General features: G+C 70.1%; 23 protein-coding genes and 2 pseudogenes. 11 read left to right on the forward strand and 14 right to left on the reverse strand.

Annotated features, from left to right (window positions below):
• Positions 1-336 precede the first annotated feature (336 nt).
• Positions 337-1,122, reverse strand: coding sequence for a DUF4383 domain-containing protein (locus RM445_RS25365; protein ID WP_311559356.1), 786 nt, complete (start codon positions 1,120-1,122; stop codon positions 337-339).
• Positions 1,123-1,239: 117 nt separating this feature from the next.
• Between RM445_RS25365 and RM445_RS25370 the strand changes: the two genes are divergently transcribed.
• Together RM445_RS25370 and RM445_RS25375 are read left to right on the forward strand one after the other, a co-directional pair.
• Positions 1,240-1,410, forward strand: a complete 171-nt coding sequence (locus RM445_RS25370; protein WP_311559357.1) for a DUF5994 family protein — start codon at positions 1,240-1,242, stop codon at positions 1,408-1,410.
• A gap of 106 nt (positions 1,411-1,516) precedes the next feature.
• A complete protein-coding gene (locus tag RM445_RS25375) occupies positions 1,517-1,753 on the forward strand; it encodes a hypothetical protein (RefSeq protein WP_311559358.1) in 237 nt (78 codons plus the stop codon).
• A 48-nt stretch (positions 1,754-1,801) separates the two neighbouring features.
• On the opposite strand, the gene RM445_RS25380 is transcribed toward RM445_RS25375, so the two are convergent.
• Both RM445_RS25380 and RM445_RS25385 read right to left on the reverse strand, forming a co-directional pair.
• On the reverse strand, positions 1,802-2,317 hold the full coding sequence (locus RM445_RS25380; protein ID WP_311559359.1) for a universal stress protein: 516 nt from the start codon (positions 2,315-2,317) through the stop codon (positions 1,802-1,804).
• Between the two features lie 121 nt (positions 2,318-2,438).
• Positions 2,439-3,356 carry a nitroreductase family protein gene (locus RM445_RS25385; RefSeq protein WP_311559360.1) on the reverse strand — a complete coding sequence of 306 codons (918 nt, stop codon included), beginning with the start codon at positions 3,354-3,356 and terminating at the stop codon, positions 2,439-2,441.
• 266 nt (positions 3,357-3,622) lie between these two features.
• Between RM445_RS25385 and RM445_RS25390 the strand changes: the two genes are divergently transcribed.
• The gene (locus RM445_RS25390; RefSeq protein ID WP_311559361.1) at positions 3,623-5,317 is read left to right on the forward strand and encodes a sensor histidine kinase; all 1,695 of its coding nucleotides are present in this window, start codon (positions 3,623-3,625) and stop codon (positions 5,315-5,317) included.
• A 7-nt stretch (positions 5,318-5,324) separates the two neighbouring features.
• Here the strand turns inward: RM445_RS25390 and RM445_RS25395 are convergent, their stop codons facing one another.
• Complete coding sequence (locus RM445_RS25395; RefSeq protein WP_311559362.1) at positions 5,325-5,987, reverse strand: response regulator transcription factor; 663 nt, start codon at positions 5,985-5,987, stop codon at positions 5,325-5,327.
• Between the two features lie 211 nt (positions 5,988-6,198).
• On the opposite strand from RM445_RS25395, the gene RM445_RS25400 reads away from it, so the two are divergent.
• Entirely contained in the window at positions 6,199-6,981 is a 783-nt protein-coding gene (locus tag RM445_RS25400) for a DUF6544 family protein (RefSeq protein WP_311559363.1), read from the forward strand.
• Positions 6,982-6,997: 16 nt separating this feature from the next.
• Here RM445_RS25400 and RM445_RS25405 read toward each other — a convergent pair whose 3' ends face one another.
• The 4 genes and pseudogenes from RM445_RS25405 to RM445_RS32510 all read right to left on the reverse strand — a co-directional run.
• A complete protein-coding gene (locus RM445_RS25405) occupies positions 6,998-7,987 on the reverse strand; it encodes an Acg family FMN-binding oxidoreductase (RefSeq protein WP_311559364.1) in 990 nt (329 codons plus the stop codon).
• A 128-nt stretch (positions 7,988-8,115) separates the two neighbouring features.
• Complete coding sequence (locus tag RM445_RS25410; protein ID WP_311559365.1) at positions 8,116-9,363, reverse strand: acyl-CoA dehydrogenase family protein; 1,248 nt, start codon at positions 9,361-9,363, stop codon at positions 8,116-8,118.
• The gene (locus RM445_RS25415; protein WP_311559366.1) at positions 9,360-10,610 is read right to left on the reverse strand and encodes an AMP-binding protein; all 1,251 of its coding nucleotides are present in this window, start codon (positions 10,608-10,610) and stop codon (positions 9,360-9,362) included. The genes RM445_RS25410 and RM445_RS25415 overlap by 4 nt, the downstream gene beginning before the upstream one ends.
• Before the next feature lie 127 nt (positions 10,611-10,737).
• A pseudogene (locus RM445_RS32510) lies at positions 10,738-11,673 on the reverse strand (wax ester/triacylglycerol synthase domain-containing protein); the annotation flags it as partial.
• 35 nt (positions 11,674-11,708) lie between these two features.
• Here RM445_RS32510 and RM445_RS25420 point away from each other — a divergent pair.
• Positions 11,709-12,044: a cupin domain-containing protein gene (locus tag RM445_RS25420; protein WP_311559367.1), complete on the forward strand. Its 336-nt coding sequence runs from the start codon at positions 11,709-11,711 to the stop codon at positions 12,042-12,044.
• On the opposite strand, the gene RM445_RS25425 is transcribed toward RM445_RS25420, so the two are convergent.
• Complete coding sequence (locus RM445_RS25425; RefSeq protein ID WP_311559368.1) at positions 12,041-13,063, reverse strand: Acg family FMN-binding oxidoreductase; 1,023 nt, start codon at positions 13,061-13,063, stop codon at positions 12,041-12,043. The genes RM445_RS25420 and RM445_RS25425 overlap by 4 nt on opposite strands.
• Positions 13,064-13,374: 311 nt before the next feature.
• On the opposite strand from RM445_RS25425, the gene RM445_RS25430 reads away from it, so the two are divergent.
• From RM445_RS25430 to RM445_RS25440, 3 genes are all read left to right on the forward strand, one after another.
• On the forward strand, positions 13,375-13,539 hold the full coding sequence (locus tag RM445_RS25430) for a hypothetical protein (protein ID WP_311559369.1): 165 nt from the start codon (positions 13,375-13,377) through the stop codon (positions 13,537-13,539).
• Positions 13,540-13,541: 2 nt separating this feature from the next.
• Positions 13,542-14,444 carry a universal stress protein gene (locus RM445_RS25435; protein ID WP_311559370.1) on the forward strand — a complete coding sequence of 301 codons (903 nt, stop codon included), beginning with the start codon at positions 13,542-13,544 and terminating at the stop codon, positions 14,442-14,444.
• Between the two features lie 161 nt (positions 14,445-14,605).
• Positions 14,606-15,076 (forward strand): hypothetical protein, encoded by a 471-nt coding sequence (locus RM445_RS25440; RefSeq protein WP_311559371.1) that lies wholly within the window; start codon positions 14,606-14,608, stop codon positions 15,074-15,076.
• A gap of 43 nt (positions 15,077-15,119) precedes the next feature.
• Here RM445_RS25440 and hpf read toward each other — a convergent pair whose 3' ends face one another.
• Together hpf and RM445_RS25450 are read right to left on the reverse strand one after the other, a co-directional pair.
• Positions 15,120-15,497 carry a ribosome hibernation-promoting factor, HPF/YfiA family gene (gene hpf / locus RM445_RS25445; protein ID WP_311559372.1) on the reverse strand — a complete coding sequence of 126 codons (378 nt, stop codon included), beginning with the start codon at positions 15,495-15,497 and terminating at the stop codon, positions 15,120-15,122.
• A gap of 100 nt (positions 15,498-15,597) precedes the next feature.
• On the reverse strand, positions 15,598-16,050 hold the full coding sequence (locus RM445_RS25450) for a DUF5994 family protein (RefSeq protein ID WP_311559373.1): 453 nt from the start codon (positions 16,048-16,050) through the stop codon (positions 15,598-15,600).
• Between the two features lie 317 nt (positions 16,051-16,367).
• Between RM445_RS25450 and RM445_RS25455 the strand changes: the two genes are divergently transcribed.
• A complete protein-coding gene (locus RM445_RS25455; protein ID WP_311559401.1) occupies positions 16,368-16,589 on the forward strand; it encodes a DUF5994 family protein in 222 nt (73 codons plus the stop codon).
• Positions 16,502-16,774 carry a hypothetical protein gene (locus RM445_RS25460; RefSeq protein WP_311559405.1) on the forward strand — a complete coding sequence of 91 codons (273 nt, stop codon included), beginning with the start codon at positions 16,502-16,504 and terminating at the stop codon, positions 16,772-16,774. Before RM445_RS25455 ends, RM445_RS25460 begins: the two co-directional genes overlap by 88 nt.
• Before the next feature lie 86 nt (positions 16,775-16,860).
• On the opposite strand, the gene RM445_RS32515 is transcribed toward RM445_RS25460, so the two are convergent.
• A complete protein-coding gene (locus RM445_RS32515) occupies positions 16,861-17,544 on the reverse strand; it encodes a hypothetical protein (protein WP_397469397.1) in 684 nt (227 codons plus the stop codon).
• A 16-nt stretch (positions 17,545-17,560) separates the two neighbouring features.
• Entirely contained in the window at positions 17,561-18,058 is a 498-nt protein-coding gene (locus tag RM445_RS25465; RefSeq protein WP_311559374.1) for a DoxX family protein, read from the reverse strand.
• A 233-nt stretch (positions 18,059-18,291) separates the two neighbouring features.
• Here RM445_RS25465 and RM445_RS25470 point away from each other — a divergent pair, with 233 nt between their 5' ends.
• A complete protein-coding gene (locus RM445_RS25470) occupies positions 18,292-18,924 on the forward strand; it encodes a dihydrofolate reductase family protein (RefSeq protein ID WP_311559375.1) in 633 nt (210 codons plus the stop codon).
• A 190-nt stretch (positions 18,925-19,114) separates the two neighbouring features.
• On the opposite strand, the pseudogene RM445_RS32520 reads toward RM445_RS25470, so the two are convergent.
• A pseudogene (locus RM445_RS32520) lies at positions 19,115-19,945 on the reverse strand (ABC transporter substrate-binding protein); the annotation flags it as partial.
• Positions 19,946-20,149: the final 204 nt, after the last annotated feature.

Below are 20,149 nucleotides of genomic sequence, written 5' to 3' on the forward strand. Positions count from 1 at the left end.
CGGGAGTACTTCGTCGCGGCAGAACGCGATGCCTTCGTCGACTGATTCCGGGCGCCCACGGATCGTGGTGGAACGTGCGTGCACGATTCCACTCCTTTGATCGGGGCAGCGCCCCGACGGCGCCGCCGGCTCGTTCACCGTGCTCCGGTCGGACGCCGACCGCAAGTACCAATCTCTGGGCCTGATCTTCAGGGCGGAGTCGACCGCGAGGATCGCGTGGGCCTGCGCCGCCACGAACTGTCGGCAGGCCGGGCCGGACCACTGCCGTCGGCCGGTTTCGCTGCGACCTGGTCTGACCTGTCCGGGCCGAATCCCCGAGCTGTACTCCGATCGGGGTTATGAGTTCGGTATGCCGCTTACCGCTCGGGAATGGCGTCGACGGAAATGCCGACGTATACCTCGGCCTGCGCCTCGCTCGGTCAGTCCGGGTGGACCCTCGGTGCCCCGCTCCTCACCCTCCAGTGGGAGCTCGCGGTCGTATGCTGCCGTCGCCTGGGCGAACGCCCGGCTGCGGTCTTCCTCGGTGCGGTACGCGGCGGCGGCGACGACACCGGCGGTCTGTCTGGGGGTCGCCGTGTGCTCGGCCATAGCCCGTTCGGCGTCCGCCAGCGCGCGGGCGGTCTGTGGATCGAGGGGCCGGTCGGGCATGTCGCCGGCCGCGGTGGTTGTCTGCCCGTGCCCGTGGTACGGGCTGGTGTCGGGCAGTCTGCCGGTGAAGCGACCGTAGGCGCCCAGGGTCAGCAGAACGGCACCGACTACGAGGCTGAACACGACGTTGCTTACGCGGAAGGCGAAGATGTTCAACGCTGTGTCGAGGACAACCGCGTTGGCGACACCGGAGATGACAAACAGTCCGCCAAAGATCACCAATGTGCTGGACGCGGTCGGGCCGCTCCGGCTCGCTGCGACCACGAGGACCGCGCCAACGATGACCGAAACAGTGGCCAGCAGCCCGTTGGTGGACAGACCCAAGACGACTGCCCCGCTTGTGGCCAGAAAGCCGACCGGCGCGGCGAAGCTGAGGACTCCGAACAACAGCAGGAAACACCCCAACGCTGCGGCACTGGCGCGGTGCACGGTGTGGATGCGGTTGGGTGCCCGATCGGCGTGGAACGCGTCCATTTCCCCCTGCCTCCCTGTGTTGCCTCCACGGCGTGGCCGTGGCCGGGCATGACGGGTCTCATCCGATTGTGCGCCCCGCAGCGGTTGTTCAACAGAGCGTGGCGAGACCAGCAGGGCATGGCTGTTCCTACGGCGAGCTCGAGGTTCGCCGCGGTATGCGCCCACGGGCCGACCACGGGTTGGGTGGACGGTGGGTGGTGGCCGCGATCCCGGGATCTGGCCGCGGAGCTGCCCGGCTTGCAACGCCCACGACATCGACACTCTGCTCGAAGCCGTCGCGGAGAATGATCGTATGACGCTTCCTCCGCGGTGAACCCATGGCTTCCGCAACCAAGGCCGTGACCAGCCGGGCTCACTGCGTCCGGCACGCGTATCGCCCGGAAGGATCTGCCCGATGATGGTCAACCAGGACGGCACGGCCTACGTCGGCGACCGACTGCCGCCTCGGGTGCTGGGGCGACGCGACGCGGGGCGAGGTCAGCCGTCGCCGCCTCTGTACAACAACCGGGCACAAGCGGACGACTACGCGGCCGGATGGTACGAGTGCTCGGCCCGCCCGGCTCCGGACGCGCTGCATCCACGATGGCGGTGGATCCGCTTGCAGCGGATCTGGTGGCAGATCCGAGCCTGACCTATCGGGGAACGCGCCGTGTCGTGGGTGTCGGTGCCGCGCAGTCCGTCACTGTTGAGCGGTCGCCGCGAGGACGTCACCGAAGGCTGCCTCGTCCACCGCGACCGGTTGGACCACAGTGACCGCGCAGGGTGCATGGAGTACGCACTGCATGCTGACCGAGCCGAGCACCGTGCTCGCGAACCCTCCGCGGCCCCGGCGGCCGACCACGAGCAGGTCGGCTCCTTCCGCGGTGCGGATCAGGGCGTGGGCCACCGCGCCACCGACGGCCGTGACGGTCACCGGCGGCAGCTGCGCGAGCCGGCCTGCCAGCTCGGCAGCGACCTCTGCGACGGTGCGGGAACTCTCGGTCTCGACGGCGTCGGCGATGTCGCTCGTGGAGCTCCAGGCGGTAACAGACGCGGTACCGCAGAGCGCGGCCAGGGTCTCGGCGGTGTCGAATGCCGTGACCACCTCGACGGCGGCTGCCCGGCGCGCCGCGTCGTGCAGCGCGAAGGCCAACGCCGCGCGTCCACCCGGCGACCCGTCCAGCCCGACGACGATCCGACCGCTGGGTTGTGCCATGCCGCTACCTCCGTCTGAGCCCGGGCGAGCACCCGTGACGGTGTCCACGATTCCCTCGCCTGGATGCACGTGTACATGGGCGTAGGACCTGGATCGACCGCCGAAGGTCCTGCTGCATCGGTCATGGGACGGTCGCGGTCGTCATGACGTCGCCGCCGTGGCGTGGTGTCCCGGCCCCCGGCCACCCGATGCGCAGCACGGCCTGCGGCGGCCGCGCCGCGGAGAACAGCCGGCGCAGCTCCTCCCGGGTGTGCGGCACCTCCACGACCTGCCTCAGCAACGTCGTGGCGAGTCCCGCGGCCGTAGCTGTGAGCAGGACCCGCTGGAGGGCCTGGCCGACCTGGATCTCCGCCACCGTGCCGGTCAGGTGCGAGGTCAACAGCGCCATCAGCGGCTCCTCCTCGATGGACTCCTGGCCGTCGGCCCCGGCAGGAAGGCAGTCCGGCACTCCGCCCGAGCGGGCGCTCCACGTGGCGAGCTCGGCCCGAAACGCCGGATCCGCCGTCTGCAGGCGTTCTGCCCGCAGCACCAGGGTCCGCAGCAGTGCTCGTTCCGGACGGTCGTGCACGACGTGAAGCCAGGCCCCTTCGTCGAGCGCGGCGCGGCGCAGGCCGTGTTGCTCGTTCCGGGGCACTGCGGTCGCGCCTGAGGGGCGTCGATCGAACCGTTGCGCCGGGATGGCGAGCAGCAACCGCGTCTGCTCGGGCGTGGGTTCCCTCGTTCCTCCGTGACGGATCACTGCGAGCAGGCCGGGACGGGAGCGGTCCGGAAAGAACGTGACAGTCGGCCGGACGTGGTGGCCGTGCAGGGCGAGCCGCAGGTTGAACAGAGCGGCCCCGCACGCCATGCGCTGCTCGCGGCCGTCGGGGTCGGCGACAGGCAGGGCGCGCTCGGGAACGGAGTACAGCTCGATCACGCGCGAGGTGACGTGGAAGCGCCAGGGCCGGTTGTCGTGTCGTGACGGCGCCCGGTCCGCCGTCGTCAGCAGGTCATCGACCTGCTCCGGTGTCAGGCCCAGCGTCCTGGGGATCGGGATCATCGAGTACGTCCATCATGGTGTGGTCAGGGTTCGACGCCGGTCGCGCCGGACCGGGACGACGTTTCCGCGTCTCCTCCCGCACGGCTACGGCCGAAAGGCCCCGCGCGAGCCACCGCGGACCTGTGACGGTGTCGTCCGACGGTTCGTTGTCCGGGCACCTCGGCCGTGCCACGCTGAGCCGGAGTTCGTCGGCAGCAGCGGACCAGCAGGGACAGGGGATCAGCGTGCCGGACGGCGCACACGACGCAGCCCCTCGTCGTCCGGCGGTGACCGACACGTCGTTGCCACCGATGCCCAACGTGCAGTCCGGCCTGCGACTTGACGAGCTGCTGCGCGAGGTGCAGGAGCGGCTCGCCGAGGTCGTCGCGACGCGGGGGCGGATGCAGGGCCTGCTCGACGCGGTCCTCGCCGTCGCCTCGGGTCTGGAGCTGGAGGCCACGCTGCGCCGCATCGTTCAGGCTGCGGTGGACCTCGTCGACGCCCGGTACGGGGCACTCGGCGTGCTCGGTCCGACCGGGGGCATCTCCCGGTTCATCCACGTCGGGTTGGACGATGCGACACGGGCGAGGATGGGGCGCCTCCCGGAAGGGAAGGGTCTGCTCGGTCAGCTCATCTTCGGCGAGCGCCCGTTGCGGCTGCCCGACCTGAGCAGGCATGACGCATCGGTCGGCTTTCCGCCGCACCACCCGCCGATGCGCACTTTCCTCGGGGTGCCCGTCCGGGTGGGTGACGCGGTGTTCGGCAACCTGTACCTGACCGAGAAGGAGGGCGGCGGGGAGTTCACCGCGGACGACGAGATTCTGGTCGAGGCCCTCGCAGCGGCGGCCGGGATCGCGGTGCACAACGCCGATCTGTTCGAGCAGGGCAGGCTGCGGCAACAGTGGCTGGAAGCATCGGCGGAGATCCGGAACGAGCTCCTGTCCGGCGCGAGCGAGGACGACGCGCTGGGGCTGATCGCTCAGCGCACGCGGGAACTCACGGCGTCGGACGCGACACTCCTGGTGCTGGGCCCCGACCCGCCCGACGACGACTTCGTCGTCCGTGCCCAGGACGGACCGGACGAGGTCAGCCACCGCCGTCTCGACGGGCGTGATCCACTTCTGCGTGAGGTCGTGGAGAGCCGCACGGCCGTGCTCGCGGAATCACCGGGTGACCTGCTGGTCGGAGGAGGCCTCCCGGCGTACGGATCGACCGTCGCCGTCCCGCTCTACGCCCATGACGTGGTGATCGGTGTTCTGGTCGCGCTGCGGGAGGACGGGCGGGCGCCGTTCGACCCCGGCGAGGTGCCGCTGCTGATCTCGTTCGCCGAGCAGGCCACGCTCGCGCTCGAGTTGGGGGAGCAGAACCGCACCCGCCGCCAGCTCGACGTCTTCGCCGACCGCGATCGGATCGCTCGCGACCTGCACGACCACGTGATCCAGCGGCTGTTCGCCAGCGGTCTGCAGCTGCAGGCCACGCTGCGGCGAAGCACGGACCCGGCCGTCCAGCGGCAGATCCGACAGACCGTGGAGGAGCTCGACGAGACCGTCCAGCAGATTCGCACGGCCATCTTCGACCTGCACACCACCGGCGACGGAGCCCGAGGTGGGCTGCGGCGTCAGCTGCTGGACACGGCCGCCGAGGCCGCTGCCGGCAGCGGCGTGTCCACGTCGGTCCGGATGTCAGGTGCCGTCGACACCCTGGTGGCGCCCGGGACCGGAGCGCATGCGGTGGCCGTGGTCCGGGAGGCGGTCAGCAACGCGGTGCGCCACGGGGGCGGCACCGCGGTGACCGTGACGGTGGACGCGACCCACGACCTGCAGATCGACGTGGTCGACGACGGGGTCGGCATCGACCCGTCGGCGGCGCGCAGCGGGCTCCGGAACCTCGAGGGACGGGCGCGGGAGTGCGCAGGCGAGCTGACGGTGCGGGCCGAGCCGCTCGGCGGCACGCGGCTGAGCTGGCGGGTGCCGCTCCGGTGATCCCTGCCTATGCGCGGGGTTCATGGCTGCCGGAACGGTGCAGCTCCGTCGCCCACACGGCGGCCTCGGTCCGGCGGGCGAAGCCGAGCTTGTGCAGCAGCGACGACACGTAGTTCTTCACCGTCTTCTCGGCCAGGAACATCTCGGCACCGATCTGCCGGTTGGTGAGCCCGTCGGCGATGAGCCTGAGGATGCGTCGCTCCTGCGGGCTGAGCGAGTCGTACCGGGGGTCGCCCGGCTCCTTGCCGACACGTAGCCGCTCCAGCACCAGCGCCGTGGCCTGGGCGTCCAGCAGCGAGCCACCGGAGGCGACGGCGCGGACGGCACCGATGAGGTCGACCCCGGTGACCTGCTTGAGCAGGTAGCCGGCGGCGCCCGCGATGATCGCGCCGAACAGGGCCTCGTCGTCCAGGTAAGAGGTGAGCATCAGGCAAGCCGGTGGCGGCATGACGGTGGACCGGATGTCGCGGCACACCGAGACGCCCTCGCCATCGGGCAGGCGTACGTCGAGGATCGCGACGTCGGGACGGAGCGCCGGGATGCGGGCCATGGCCTGCGCGGCCGTACCCGCTTCGCCGACGACCTCGATGTCGTCCTCGCTCTCGAGCAACTGCGCGATGCCCCGCCGGACGATCTCATGGTCGTCGAGCAGGAACACGGAGATGCTCACGGGCGGGTCTCCTCCTCGGTCTTCGGGTGGAGGTTGACGGTACCGCCGTCCGCGGGCCCGGGGCCCGACGTCGGACCCCGACCTACGGGCCGTTGGTCCCGGTCGCCGATGGGCTCGCGCCCCTAGGCCGCGGCGCGCGGAACCGCGACGCTGACGCCAGGGCCCTCGTGGGCCGGACGAAGGGCACCGGCATGGACGTCAGCAGCCAGACGTGAGCCCGGTCGTGGCCGATCCACCGTCCACCCTGCCGGAACTATTGAGGATCGACTGGCGGCAGTTGACAGGGCCGACGTCCGCCTCGGCGCCGTTCACCCCGGCACTGCTCGACAGGCTGCCGGGACCGGCACGCCGCTGGTTGGCGCACTCGATCGCGCCCGGTACACCGCTGCGGCGGGTGGCGGTGTTCCGGCAGCACGGGGAGATCAAGGTCGGTCGGTGGCAGCGGTACGAGGCCGACTGGATGCTCGCGCCACCCGACGGGTTCATCTGGGCGGCCACCACCCACCTCGGCCCGGTGTTCATCCGCGGGTTCGACCGCTACACCCGCGGATCGGGGCAGATGAGGTGGGGCCTCTTCGGCCGGATCCCGCTCCTCTCCGCCCAGGGTCCCGACGTGACCCGCAGCGCGCTGGGCCGTCTCCTCGGCGAGCTGTGCTTCGTGCCCGCCGCCGCACTGTCACCGCTCGTGAGCTGGGAGCACCTCGACGACCGGCGCACTACGGCCTGCATCGACGCCGGGGGGCAGACGCACAGGGTCACCCTGACCGTCGCGGACTCCGGGCGGCTCGAGCGGGTCGACCTGCCGCGGTGGGGTAACCCGGACGGTCGTGAGTTCCGCGAGCACACCTTCACCGCCGTGATGGACGGGCGCGAGGCGACCTACGACGGGTTCACGATCCCGCTCGGCTGCCGCGCGGGGTGGTGGCACTGCCCGGACGGATGCGCGAAGGAGGAGTTCATCCGCTTCGCGCTCGACCACGCCTCCTACCGCTGATCCCTGCGAGCTGCGGTCAGTCCCGCAGCAGGACCGAGTGCAGGTCACGCCGCGGTGTGACGGGCAGCTCTTCCGCTCCGGCAGCCGGCCAACCCACCCGGACCACGAGCTGTGGGTGCTCGGGTACGCGCAACACGTCCCATCGGAGTGCACGGCGGGTCTCGTCGACCTCGAGGGCCTGGCTGAGCGGTGTGGTCGCCAGCCCGAGCCCGGTTGCGGCCAGCAGGACGGCACTCGCGGCCTCCCCGGCGCGGAGCCAGTCGAGGGGGTCGTCGTGCACGGTGACGATCACGAGTAGCTCAGCGGCATCGTCGGCCGAGGCGTGCCCGGACGACCGCGGCGGCTGGGCGAGCCTCGCCAGGGGGAACCGGCGCAGGAGCGAGACACCGGTGTGACCGATCGGTGCCGGCGCGACGCAGGCGGCGGACACACCGTCGCGCCCGCGGGCGTAACGGTGTGTCCACTGCTGCAGCTCGGCTGCGTAGCCCGGGGCGAACTCCTGGCGGCGGGCGGCGTCGGTGAGGGTCGCGGTGAGTCGTTGCCGCATCGCCGCACCGGCCACCGGCAGCAGCAGCGAACCCGTGCGCCGCGCCTGATCGGTCAGTACCTGCAGATGCTCCGCCGGCACCGGCCGGTGGCTCATGCGCCGCCGATCGGTCCGCCGGAGGTCGATCGCCGGGAACAGGTCGGCGTCGAGTGCGTCTGCTCGACCGGAACGGACCGCGACGGTCGCGAGGTGGCCGCGGTCCTCCCCCGCGGGCATGCGACGCACCTGCGCCGTCAGCCCGCGGGCGGCGAGGGCGACCACCAGGTGGTGCAGAGCGGCGCCGCAGCTGAGCACCAGATCGCGGCGGTCCGGGTCGGTCCCGATCAGCTGCCGGTCCCAGTCGGCGTGCAGTTCCACCGTGTCGGTGCGGATCCGCCAGCGCCACGGCTGCGTGTTGTGCACCGACGGCGCGCGCAGGGCGTGCTCGACCGCTGCAGTGATGTCCGCGGTCCGGCTCATGGTGCCCTCCAGGCCCGGCGTCGTGGATGTCCGCCGCTCGGACCAGCATCGGCGCCGGCCGTCGGACCCGGGCAGAGGCGTTGGTCCTCATCCCCGGGTCTTTCGACCGTGCCGTCACCCCTCGAGGGTCAGGAGAAGGCGCCCACCCCGGTGATGTCGCGCCCGACGAGCAGGGTCTGGATGTGCTCGGTGCCCTCGTAGGTGTAGATCGCCTCGATGTCGACCATGTGTCGCATGACGTGGTAGTCGAGCAGGATGCCGTTGCCACCCAGGAGATCACGCGCCTCGGCGATCACCTGGCGGGCCTTGAGGGTGTTGTTCATCTTGGCCAGCGCGGCGATGGTGTCGGTGAGCTTGCCCTGCTCGTCGAGACGACTGACGCGCAGGCAGTAGAGCTGCATCGCGGTCACCTCGGCGAGCATCTTCACGAGCTGGTCCTGGACGAGCTGGAAGCGCACCAGCGGCTTGCCGAACTGGTTGCGCTGCTTGGTGTAGCTCAGGGCTGCCTCGTAGGCCGCCACCGCATGGCCGAGCGCGCCCCAGGCGACGGCAATCCGGGTCGACGCGAGCACCCGCGCGGCGTCCTTGAAGCTCTGTGCGCCGGGGAGCACGTTGCCGACCGGTACCCGGACGCCGGTCAGCGTGATGTCGGCCTGCAGCACGGCCCGGACCGACGCCTTGCCCATGATGACCCGCGCGTCGTAGCCGGGTGCGTCCTTCTCGACGAGGAACCCCTTGACCTTGCCGTCGGTGGTGTCGCGGGCCCAGACCACGATCACGTCGGCCATGGAGCCGTTGCCGATCCAGCGCTTCTCGCCGTCGAGGACGTAGCCGTCGCCGTCGCGCGTTGCCGTGGTCTCCAGTGCGACGGCGTCCGAGCCGTGTTCCGGCTCGGTCAGCGCGAACGCCCCCAGCAGGTCCAACGCGGCCATGCCCGGCAGCCAGCGTTGCTTCTGCTCCTCGGAGCCCAGCATCCAGATCGACCGCATCGCGAGGCCGGCCTGCACGGCGAGGATTGTGCCGATGCTGCCGTCACCGCGGTTCAGCTCCATGTGGATCAGGCCGGCGGCGACCGGGCTCATGGGCGGGCAGCCGTAGCCCTCGATGCCGTCGCCGATGATGCCGAGCACGCTCATCTTCTTGATGAGCTCCCACGGGAACTCCGCTCGTTCCCAATAGCCGTTGATGACGGGCAGCACCTCGGTGTCGACGAAGGTGCGGGTGCGCTTCAGGTAGTCGCGCTCGGCCTCGGTCAGCTCGTCGCGCAGGCCGAAGTAGTCGGTCCCCAGCGATCTACCGATTGCGGTGGTGGCGATGATGTCTTCGTCGTATGTCTGGTCGGCGAGCATGTCGGTACTCATCGTGTCGGTACTCATCCCTGGATCCGGCTGCTGTGGCCGGCCCATTCCTTCTCGCGGAGCGCGAACTTCTGTGGTTTGCCGGTTGCCGTGCGCGGCAGTTCGTCGATGAACTCGACCGCCTTCGGCACCTTGTAGCGGGCGATGTGGGTCTGCAGGTAACCGATCAGTTCGGCCTCGTTGAGGTCGGCGCCCGGCTTGCGCAGGACGAACGCCTTCGGTCGCTCGCCCCACTTCTCGTCCGGAATGCCGATGACTGCGACCTCGAGCACCGCCGGATGCGTCTCGATGGCGTGCTCGATCTCGACCGTCGAGATGTTCTCCCCGCCCGAGATGATGATGTCCTTGGCGCGGTCGCGCAGCTCCACGTAGCCGTCGGAGTGCTGCACGCCCGGGTCACCGGAGTGCAGCCAGCCACCGCGGAATGCGTGTTCGGTGGCCTCCTCGTCGCGGTAGTACCCCAGCATCACGTTGTTGCCGCGCATCACGATCTCGCCCATCGTGCGGCCGTCGCGCGGGACGTCGACCATGTTCTCGTCGACCACCCGGACCGGGTCGGCCTGGATCATGGAAACGCCTTGGCGGGCCTGCCGGCGCGCCTGGTCGCCGGGCGGCAGCGCCGACCAGCCGGCCTGCCACTCGTTGATCGTGTACGGGCCGTACACCTCGGTCATCCCGTAGACGTGCACGATCCGCGCGCCGAGCTCGCGCATGCGGGCGATCACGGTGGGGCCGGGCGGGGCGCCCGCCACCGTGGCCACCAGCTCGCGGTCGAGCTGGTGCGCCTGCGGGGCGCCGGCGATCGTCGTCAGGACGGTCGGTGCGCCGTCGAGGTGGGTCACGCGCTCCTCGTCGAGCAGCTGCCAGATCATGTCGGCGCGCACCGCGCGCAGGCACACGTGAGTGGGGCCGACCGCGGTCACGGCCCACGGCGTGCACCAGCCGTTGCAGTGGAACATCGGCAGCGTCCACAGGTATACGCTCTCCGGGTCGAGCCGCTGATGGATGATCTCGCCGAGCGCGTTGAGGTAAGCCCCGCGGTGCGCGTACATCACGCCTTTCGGAGTGCCGGTCGTCCCCGAGGTGTAGTTGATCGAGATGAGGCTCGTCTCGTCGTCGACCGACCACGGCAGCGGCTCGCCCGAGCCGCGCTTCATCAGGTCGTCGTAGGAGATGTGCGCGTGTTCGGCGGCGCCTGGCGGGGCCGGTCCGAGGGGGTCGGTCACCGCCACGACCTCGACGACGGTCTGCAGCGTCTCCAGCACGGGAGCCAGCGCCGGCAGGTACTCCCGCGACCATCACCGCGATCCGAAACGCCTCGACGTGCTCGCCCCGCCTCTCCAACAGCGTGTGCAGAGCGCCACCCACCGCGGTGAGGAGCGCGTCGTTGACGGTGCCGCCGTGCCGGAGTCCTGCCGCGTGCAAGGCGACCAGGCTGGTGCGGGCGACGGCGAATCGTCGCCGTGCCCCGGTCACGTGCAGGATCGAGCAGGCCACGGCGCGAGGGACGGGCGCGTTGCCGCCCGTCGACGCCCGCAGGGCGCGTCCACCGGCGCGGAACCGGCCCATCGCGCGCACCCGGGACCGGAACGCATCGGCGGCCAGCCGGCGCCGTGCCGGGCACGGCTGCGGGAACGTCCTGGTCGGCCCGGGCTCGACCCCGTCGGCGAGGCGGGCCAGTATCGCCAAGCCGTCGATGCCGTCGGCCAGGACGTGGTGCAGCACCAGTACGAGCCCAACCTTGCAGCCGACCGGATCGTGAATGAAGACGGCCGCCCATAGCGGGCGGGACCGGGGCAAGGGCTCGCTGATGATCGCTGCCGCGACGTCGAGCAGCGTCTGCTCGTCGCCGGGGCTCGGGTTCCGTCGAAGCAGCACGTGCCTCATGGCGTCGAATGCGGGGTCGTCGACCCACACGGGGCGTCCACACCCGAACGGCCGCCGCACCAGCCGTTGCCGCAGGCGCGGGACGGCCCGAATCCGCTCGGCCAGCACCCGTTGCGCCGACCCGACGTCGAACGTAGGACTCGTATCGAGCACGATCAGGGCGCCGAGATGCTCGGGCACCGCGCTGCCGCTCTCCATCGCGAGCAGCGCGGAATCCGCCGTGCTCGCCCTTTCGAAGGGGGCCACCCGCCGCGTCACCTCGACCGCGCCCATCGCACGGCCCGCCGCATGCATCGGGAACCGTCGACCCCGACGATCACGATCGGGCGGAGGTGCTGTGGGGCCGGCATGACCCCACGTTGCCCGCCCGCACCCGCCGCCGGAAGAGGCCATCGCCCCCTGCCGGGGACGAGCACAGGTTCCTTGAACCGGGAACGACATCCCGGCGCGAAGTCAGCACTGGTTAACTGAGCGCCGTGCAGAAGTCGTCGCTCGACGCACTTGTCCGCGAACTCCTGGCCGCTGCGGGCGCATCTTCCAGCGGCCGCGCCGCGGGCACGGTCTACGGCGGTCACGAGCACGTACTCCGTCAGACCGTGATCGCGCTGATGGCCGGGCAGGCGCTCGCCGAGCACGAGAACCCCGGCGAGGCCACCGTTCACGTCCTGCTTGGGCGGGTCCGCCTGGTGTCCGGCCCGGACTCCTGGGAGGGCAGGAAAGGCGACCTGCTGATCGTCCCGCTCGCCCCCCACAGCCTCGAGGCCGCCGAGAACTCAGCCGTGCTGCTCACGGTGGCGAAGACGGGTCGCTAGCTCCGGGGTCGCCGGCGGCTCGCGTCGTCCGGGTCCAGCGGTAGGTCGGCCACTGCCCGGCGCGGGGTGCGCACGATGGGCGAGCCGTAGCCGATGCGCAGTACGACCTGCGGCGGGCGGATCGTTCCGATGAGCCGCTGCACCGCGTGGCGGACGTCGGGTACCTCCACGAGCTGCGACAGGAACGACACGGCAAGACCATCCAGTGTGGCGGTGAGGAGGACGCGTTGCAGGGCCTCGCCCACGTGCACGTCGCCCATCCGGCCGGTGAACGGCGACGTCAGCACGGCGATCAGTGGTTCGTCCTCGAAGTCCTTGTCCGGCACCCGTTCGCGTCCCGCGGCGCCGGTGAAGTCGCGGAGTACCCACCGGTCCTGAGGGGCGGGCAGGGGGCCGCCGGCGGTTACCGGCACACCATCGGGACGCCCGGGGGCCGTTCCGGTCCACCGCGCCAGCTCCTCGCGGAAGGCCGGGTCGGCCATCTGGCGGCGGTGGGCCTTCGCGGCGAGCTCGTTCAGCTCCCGGCGCTGGACGGGCTTGTGGACGAGGTGCAGCGACGTGCCCTGTTCGGCCGCGGCCCGGCACAGGTTCTGCTGCTCGGGTGACCCGACGGGCGCGTTGCTGAACGGGTGGCGGTTCGTCCGTCGTCGTGGAACCGCGTCGAGCAGGCGGACGATCTCGGGAGCGGCCGGCCCTGTGCCGCCGCGCCGGACCTCGGCGACGAGCCCGGGGCGGGCTCGGTCCGGGCACAGCGTCACCTCCGGGCGGATGCCTCGCCCTTGCAGCGCCAGGCGGAGGTTGAACAGCGCGGCACCGCAGGAGATGCGAAGCTCCTGGTCCTGGGGGTCGACGATCGGCAGCCGACGCGTCGGATCGACGTGCAGTGCGATGGCCTCCGGGGCAAGCGTGAAGGCCCACGGCTGGGTGTTGTGTACCGACGGCGCCAGGCCGGCGGTCTCGAGCACTGCCGCGGTGTCCCGCGGGGAGAGGCCGAGTGCGGCGGGAACATCGCCCATCATTTCCGCCATCCTTTGGCACAGGACCGCACATCCGTGCGCGGTCTGCCCGATCCTCCTCGTTGCGCGCACGGCCCGGTACGGCCGAAAGACCCGGTCGTCCGAGACCACGCGACCCTCTGCCTCGCCCGGCGCGCCGGCGCGGAGACCGTCATCCGCGCGCAAGGAGCGGTCATGGCGTCATCCTGCGCGGCGACCAGCGCCGTCGAGAGGACCACTCGGCCCGGGTGCGCGGGACCTTGGGCGCTACCGGGCGACCATGTGCGCAGGTAAGCCTGGAGGCGCCACCACACCCCTCAGGAGGAGCCCACCTCGTGTCACTCGCCGAACGCACCGCCGACACCGCAGAGATCGCCTCGTCCCGGCTCAGGTACGTCAAGCTCATCCTCGCCCGCGACTACACGCGCGAGCACGGAGAGGACGACCCGGCGATCGCCGGGTGGACGCTTCCGGTACGGCCAGAAGTGAGAAGAGGATGACAATGAACGCTGCACAGACAGGCCGACCGGTCGTGGCCGGTGTCGACGGATCCGAGTCGGCGCTCGAGGCCGTCCGCTGGGCGGCCAGAGAAGCTCACCGTCGACAGGTGCCGCTGCGGCTGGTCAGCGCGTTCGGCTGGACCACCGGCCACCACGTCGGCGATCCCGGCCTCGGGACCGACTACCTCGCGGTTCTGCTGCAGAAGGCCCGGGACGAGGTCGCGGCAGCCGCGGTCGCCGCCTCGGGTGTGGCAGCCGAGCTGGCCATCGAGCAGGAGGTGGTCACCGGCTTCCCGGTTCCGGTCCTGAACGCCGAAGCTGCCCGCGCTCAGCTGGTGGTGCTGGGCGACCGCGGACTCGGCGGATTCACCGGGCTCCTGGTCGGGTCGGTCGCCGTCGCGTTGGCCACCCACGCACCGTGCCCGGTCGTCGTGGTTCGCGGCTCGACACCGGACGCCTCGCCGCCTCTGGAGGGGCCGGTCGTGGTCGGGATCGACGGCTCGCCGACGAGCGAAGCGGCCCTGGCGTTCGCCTTCGAGGCCGCCGAACTGCGCGGGGTGCCGCTGGTGGCGGTCCACACCTGGACCGACTACCAGATCGAGTCGACGATGGTCGCGGTGCTGGAAGGAGACGCCATCGACGCCGACGAGCACCGACTGCTGGCCGAGCGGCTCGCCGGCTGGAGCGAGAAGTTCCCCGACGTCTCCGTCAGACGGCTCGTCACCCGCTACCGTCCGGCCCGCACGCTGATCGAGCAGTCTGGGCATGCACAGCTGGTGGTCGTGGGATCGCGCGGTCGCGGCGGGTTCGCCGGAATGCTGCTGGGCTCGGTCAGCCACGCGCTGCTGCACCACGCCGCGTGCCCGGTCGCGGTCGTGCGGCCCGCTACCGCGCACACGCAATGACCGCCGAGGCCGGCGTGCATCGTCGTCCAGACGGTGATTGTGACGGCGTGGATCGTCTCAGTTCAGGGTCGCTCGTCCACGGTTCAGCCGGCCTCGGGGGCCGTTGACGGGCTGAGGAACATGGGCGAATGGCCGGTAGTGGAGGCGCGGAGATCGATCGGGTGCTGGAGATCGTGGTCGGCGAGATCAACAGCTTGGCGGAGCCGCAAGCCGGCGGTCCGCATGTCACGCTGACGCTCGGTGGTTCGGTGGTCGGCGGAACAATCATTCCGGACTGGCAGTGGTTCGACGAAGTGGAGCATGCGGCCCGTGCGGGATTCACGGTGCATACGGGCGGTTCGATCGACGACGAGCACGGGGGTTGGGCGAGGCTGTTTCGAGGGGTCAGCGAGTCCCTGGTCCGAGACCGCGAGGAGCACCGCGCCGTGCAGAACGTGGTAGGCGGCCTGTCCGAGCGCTACCGCCGCCTGCTCGCCCAGGAAGACCGTACGAGCTACATCCACCTGAACAATGCTCGGGTGCTCGCCCCCGGCGTCGGTCCCCTCCAAGGAGGGATGCACTGGCGGGGTCGACTGTCAGCGGTCTCAGGGTGGTCCTTCGGACACCTCGATGAGGCTACCGATGGCGGGTGACGAGCTCAGGGCCAGCACTCCACCTTCGAACGCGTAGTCGGGTTCACGCCTGCGCCGACGGCATGGTCTGCGTTGGTGCGACGACCGTCTGCTGGTGTCGGTCGTGGTGCTCCCGGCCGCGGTCGTGGTTTCGTCGTAGCTGTGCGTCGAGCTTGGCGACTGCGGCGTCGAGTGCGGCGTGAAAGTCGGGCCCGTGGGCTTCGGCCCGAACGATTCCACCCTTGCCGTGGCCGAGGATCGCAACCCGCTGGCTCGCCTTGGACTGTCGGGGATTGGTCTCGTGGTCCAGTTCGACGTCGCAACGGAACAAGTTGCTGTCGTACCGCTCCAAGTGGGCTAGTTTCTGTGTGATGTGCGATCGGAAGCGGTCGGACACGTCGACATTGCGGCTCGTTACGACAATTTCAACCGGGGCGTCCATCTCGTCCTCACTGAGCTTGACAGTGTTCTCGGGTTCACATCAGTCCACAGCAGATGAGCGAGCCGCAGAATCAGGTGATGATGCTTGCTGCCGCGCAGGATCAATCCGGCGGGGTCATGTCTCGGGCTGCCGTTGCCAGACAGGCCAGGGCCAGGATCGCGGGGGTGTCGGCGGGGATCGCCAGTAGTACCAGATGCGAGGCACCGCTCGTCAGCCTGATCGTGTGCGCGTCTCCGGTGCACCAGTCCAACCGAACCCTCCGGCCGCCGATGATCAGGAGTTGGTGAGGCCAGGAGTCCCAAGCGTCTGCGTTCACAGTGATGCGATGCACCACGCCTAGGCGGTCGGCTACTGCGGTGGCCAGAGCGGGTAACTCGGCCGCCGGATCACGGGTTCGCGGCCACCACACGCCCCCCACGACGTAATTACGGGTGGGGGAAAGCGAGAAGGCCAGCCGTACTACCGGCTGTATGGCTGCCACGTGAGGGTATGGAATGTTACGTCGATGATCGAGGACCACGATGATGTCGGCGCTCCTGCCTCCGGCCGCCATGAAGCCGGAACTGCTGTGCGCTGACGACGACGCAGACCTGGCTGCTGACGCTCGAAATGCCCTCAGTGGAATCAGCGTACTCTCATTTCACCGCAGGTGTTAATTTGTCTCGGCCGCTCTCGGCGATTCCGGCCGGACCCTGGCTCAGATCAGGACTGGAGACGGGGCGGTCGCCTCGCAAGCCCTCCAACTGCCTCGTGAGGGCGTAGTGTCGGGGTGTCGGGAGCATTTCGTATGCGGGTGGTCAAGTTCGCGTCGTCCTCGACGGAAGTCCCAGATCCGGCGGAGCGCTGCCGGGGGACGGGAGCACCGACATGATGTCGGCACCCACCAGTCCGGACATCACGTTCGTTCCGCGCACGTCGTCGCGGGCGCGCCCCGCCGAAGGCCCTCGTGTGCGGCTGCGGTTGAAGCCGAAGGCGCCGACCACGGGCTGGGTCGACGGTGGGTGGTGGCCGCGATCGCGGGATCCGACCGCGGAGCTCTCCCGCTTGCCGTCGGTGCTGGCGGTTCGATTGAAGAGGAGCACGCAGCGGTGATCGATCTTCTCGGCTTGGTGATCTTCTCAACGATCATCGTCATCGGCCTGCTCGACCTGAGGAGCGGCCTCGGCCCATTCGCGATGTACCGCTCGGGCGCAGTGATCGGCGTCGATCGACAGGCGCTGGTGACCGGGCGTCGCGGTGACGACAACCAGCCCACGCCGCCAGCCTCTGCGCATTAGGTCAGAAGGGAGTGCCATGTCCGACAAGTCGCCACGACAGTCCATGGCCAAGAAGCCCAGCCGATCCGTCAAGGAGAAGCGGCTGATCAAGAAGTCTCGGAAGGCCGTCGCGGAGAATGACCGGATGACGGTGTTCCTCCGCGGTGAACCCAGACCCTCTGCAACCACGGCGTGACGGCCTGATCCGTTGCGTCCGGCGCCCAGAGCGCCGTCCTGCAGCCGCTGCAACCAGAAGAGGTCCGTGTGTCCAGCAACAATTGGGGTTTGCCCCGCTCGACAGGAAGGATCGAGGCTGACCGGTCAGCCGCGCTCCTGGCCCAGCGCACGGCGAGGACCGATGCGCAGCGGGCGGCCGTGGCGCTTCGGCTGACCGACATCCGCGCTCGAGAGGCGGCACTCACGCCGGTTGAATGACGGCCGCAGCAGGTGACCGACAGCTTCGGCCCGCGGCAGGTACGCATCGCCGACTCCACCGCCCGGATATTGCCGGGAGAAGCCGCCCGTGAGGGGTCAGCGGGTCGTCGCGAACCTGAAGCCGCGGTCAGCCCCCATGTAGGCGCTCTCGGCGGTGTGGTGGATGCCGTGCGGCCATCGCGCGAGCATGGTTCTGACTGCGGGTACACCGTGGTCCGGCTGAGCACGAGCAGCGACGGCATGATCAGAGCCACGACGATGAGCTGGGGCAGGCCGAATCCGAGTAGCACGGCGACTCGGGAGTCACGGCCCAGGTCGAGCTGGCCGAGCAACGCCGCGAAGGCGAGCCCGTGCATGAGTCCGAACCCATGATCACGTTCGGTGGAGGAGTCCCGAATCGCGGTGATCAGGCTGTTGGCGAGTGAGGGGCCTGGTCCACGAAGGCACGGCCAGCGGGGCGGGATCGCGGCGGGCGGGTGGGCGCAGCGCCCATGAGGCGAGGGTGATCGCCGCGCGGACGAGCGGCGTGGTGATCGCGCCGAGACCGTCCCCGACGGCGAGGTGGCACGCGCTGGCCCCGACGTAGACGAACAGCAGCCCGGCATAGGCCCACTCCTTGAGTCGTGGCGTGCGGGGTGCCAGCAGGGCGACGAGCGCCAGGATCTTCGAGATTCCCAGGATGGTGGCGAAGTACAGCGGAAAGCCGAGCCGGGTCAGGATGTCGACCACGTAGGGGATCCGCGCGAGGTCCCATTGGACGCCTACGGCGGTTTCGAGTAGGACGGGGAAGCTGACGATCCAGTAGAGGGCTGCGCGCACTCGCTTGCCGCTCATGAGTCGCGTGGGATTCCGGCCGGTTTGTGCCGTCATTCTGGGTCCGTTTCGGGTCGGTCACTCTTGCGGTGCAGCGTCTGCTGCGCATACCTGTGACGAATCCCGGCGGCAGGAGGTAACACGTGGCGGGGCCCGGCCGAGCGGCCTTGACCGAGGCCGCGGTGCGGCCGGCGAACCACGGAGTGTGCTGAAGCCGATGAATCGGCGAGGCCTGGTCGGTCACTACGAGGAGCACATCGGCGGGCACATCGACGAGAAGGGACTGCGGCATGAAGCTGACAACGACGACGTTCATCTCCGTTGACGGCGTGATGCAGGGGATCGGCGCGCCCGACGAGGACCCCAGCGGTGGATTCGAGCGCGGCGGATGGACCACCCCGCTGTTCGACAACGAGACCGGCACGTACCTGACCGAGATCTACCAGCGGGCCGATGCGTTCCTGTTCGGTCGGCGCACCTACGAGATCTTCGCCGCCTCGTGGGGAACCGTGGCCGATCCCAACATGAACGCCGTGGCCGAGTCGTTGCACTCACGGCCCAAATACGTGGCATCAACCACGCTCACCCAGACGCAGTGGGCGAACACGACCGTCCTGTCCGGCGAGCTCGCCGCCGCCGTCGACGAGCTCAAGGCCAGCCCGGGAGGCGAGCTGCTGGTGCCGGGCAGCGGCGCGCTGATCCGCTGGCTGCTCGACAACGACCTCGTCGACCAGATGGACCTGATCATCTTTCCTGTGGTCGTCGGGCAGGGCACACGGCTGTTTCCCGACACCGGCCCGGACAGAGCGCTCGAGCTCGTCGAATCGCGGGCCACGTCCCGCGGCGTGACGATCCAGGTCTACCGGCCCGCCGGGCGCTTGCAGTTCGGGACGTCCACCGCCGACCTCCGGCACATGGGGTGAGTACCTCATCGAGCGACGGGAATGACAGCAGCGACCAACGGGGAGGTGAGAGGACGCGAGATCGGGTGGATTGCCCGGTCGACGTCCGCTTCAGGAGCCCGTTGTCGAGCCCTGCCCGGCGAGTGCCGCCGCCAATGCGTCGGCGACTCCGCGGGCCGCGTGGGTGCGGGCGGCGGGAGATGCCCATCTCGGTGAGCAGTTGCCCGTACTGGCTCTGCGGGCCGACCAGGTCGATTTCTTCCGCGTAGCCGTAGAGCAGGGCGACACTGACCTCCCCTCGCTGCGGCACGGTGGCCGCCGCTGCGGCGACCTGTGCGCGGGACTCGGCGATGACAGCGTCCACCTGATCGGCGCGGTTGATCGCGTCGGCGGTGATCCGTAGTACGCGTCCCCAGTCCGGTCCCGCGCTCGGCACGGCGACCACCGGCGCGATCGCGCTGAGCTGCGGGTAGATGTTGTCGAGGAAGGCGCTGTTCGCCACGATCAGGTCCGGGGCGAGCACCGCGACGCGCTCGACGGGCACTTGGACATTGGGCACCAGGAAGCGTTCGATGTCCCCGGCTCCGGCCTGTACCGCCCACCGGACGAGCGTGTCGCCCTCGTAGGGGGTGTAGCCGGTGGCTGCAGGGACGACGCCGAGAGCGAGGAGAGAGCCCAGCTCCTGGGTGTCGCTGAGCGTCACCACGCGGGCCGGTGATGCAGGTGGTACCTCTGAGACTCCGAGTTCGTGCTCGACCCGGCGGGTACCGCCTGCCGACAGCGGTACGGCTCCGGGGACCGGGTCGGCGGCGCGGCCGCAGGCGGCGGTGAGCACTGCGGCGCCGCCGGCGAGGAGCGCAGCTCGGCGGGTCAGGCGACGTGTCGACACAAGGTGAGGTAGGCATAGCTCACCTCCACAGTCACCACTGGGCCGGGCGCTGATCGGAGCGGCTCCGGGCGAGCAGCGCGAGTACTGCACGCCAGACGGCATCCGCATCAAGGTATCCGCATCAAGGTATCCGTACTGAAGGCCGTGCCCCATCGCGGTGAAGGGTCCGTCCGGAGCCCGATCGGAACCTGAGCGACGGGGCGTCACTCAAGACTCCGTTCATTGGACGCCGGGCCTGCTGGATGGGCTTGTAGTCAGCCGTCCGGAGTGTGAAGGCACCACGAATGGGTGCTGACAGTACTGGGGTACCGGCCTAGTGTGCTCGCACTTGTCGTGGGTCCGCGCATAAGGAGGCGT

It is taken from the genome of Pseudonocardia charpentierae, from assembly GCF_031845345.1.
GTDB classification, from domain to species: domain Bacteria; phylum Actinomycetota; class Actinomycetes; order Mycobacteriales; family Pseudonocardiaceae; genus Pseudonocardia; species Pseudonocardia charpentierae.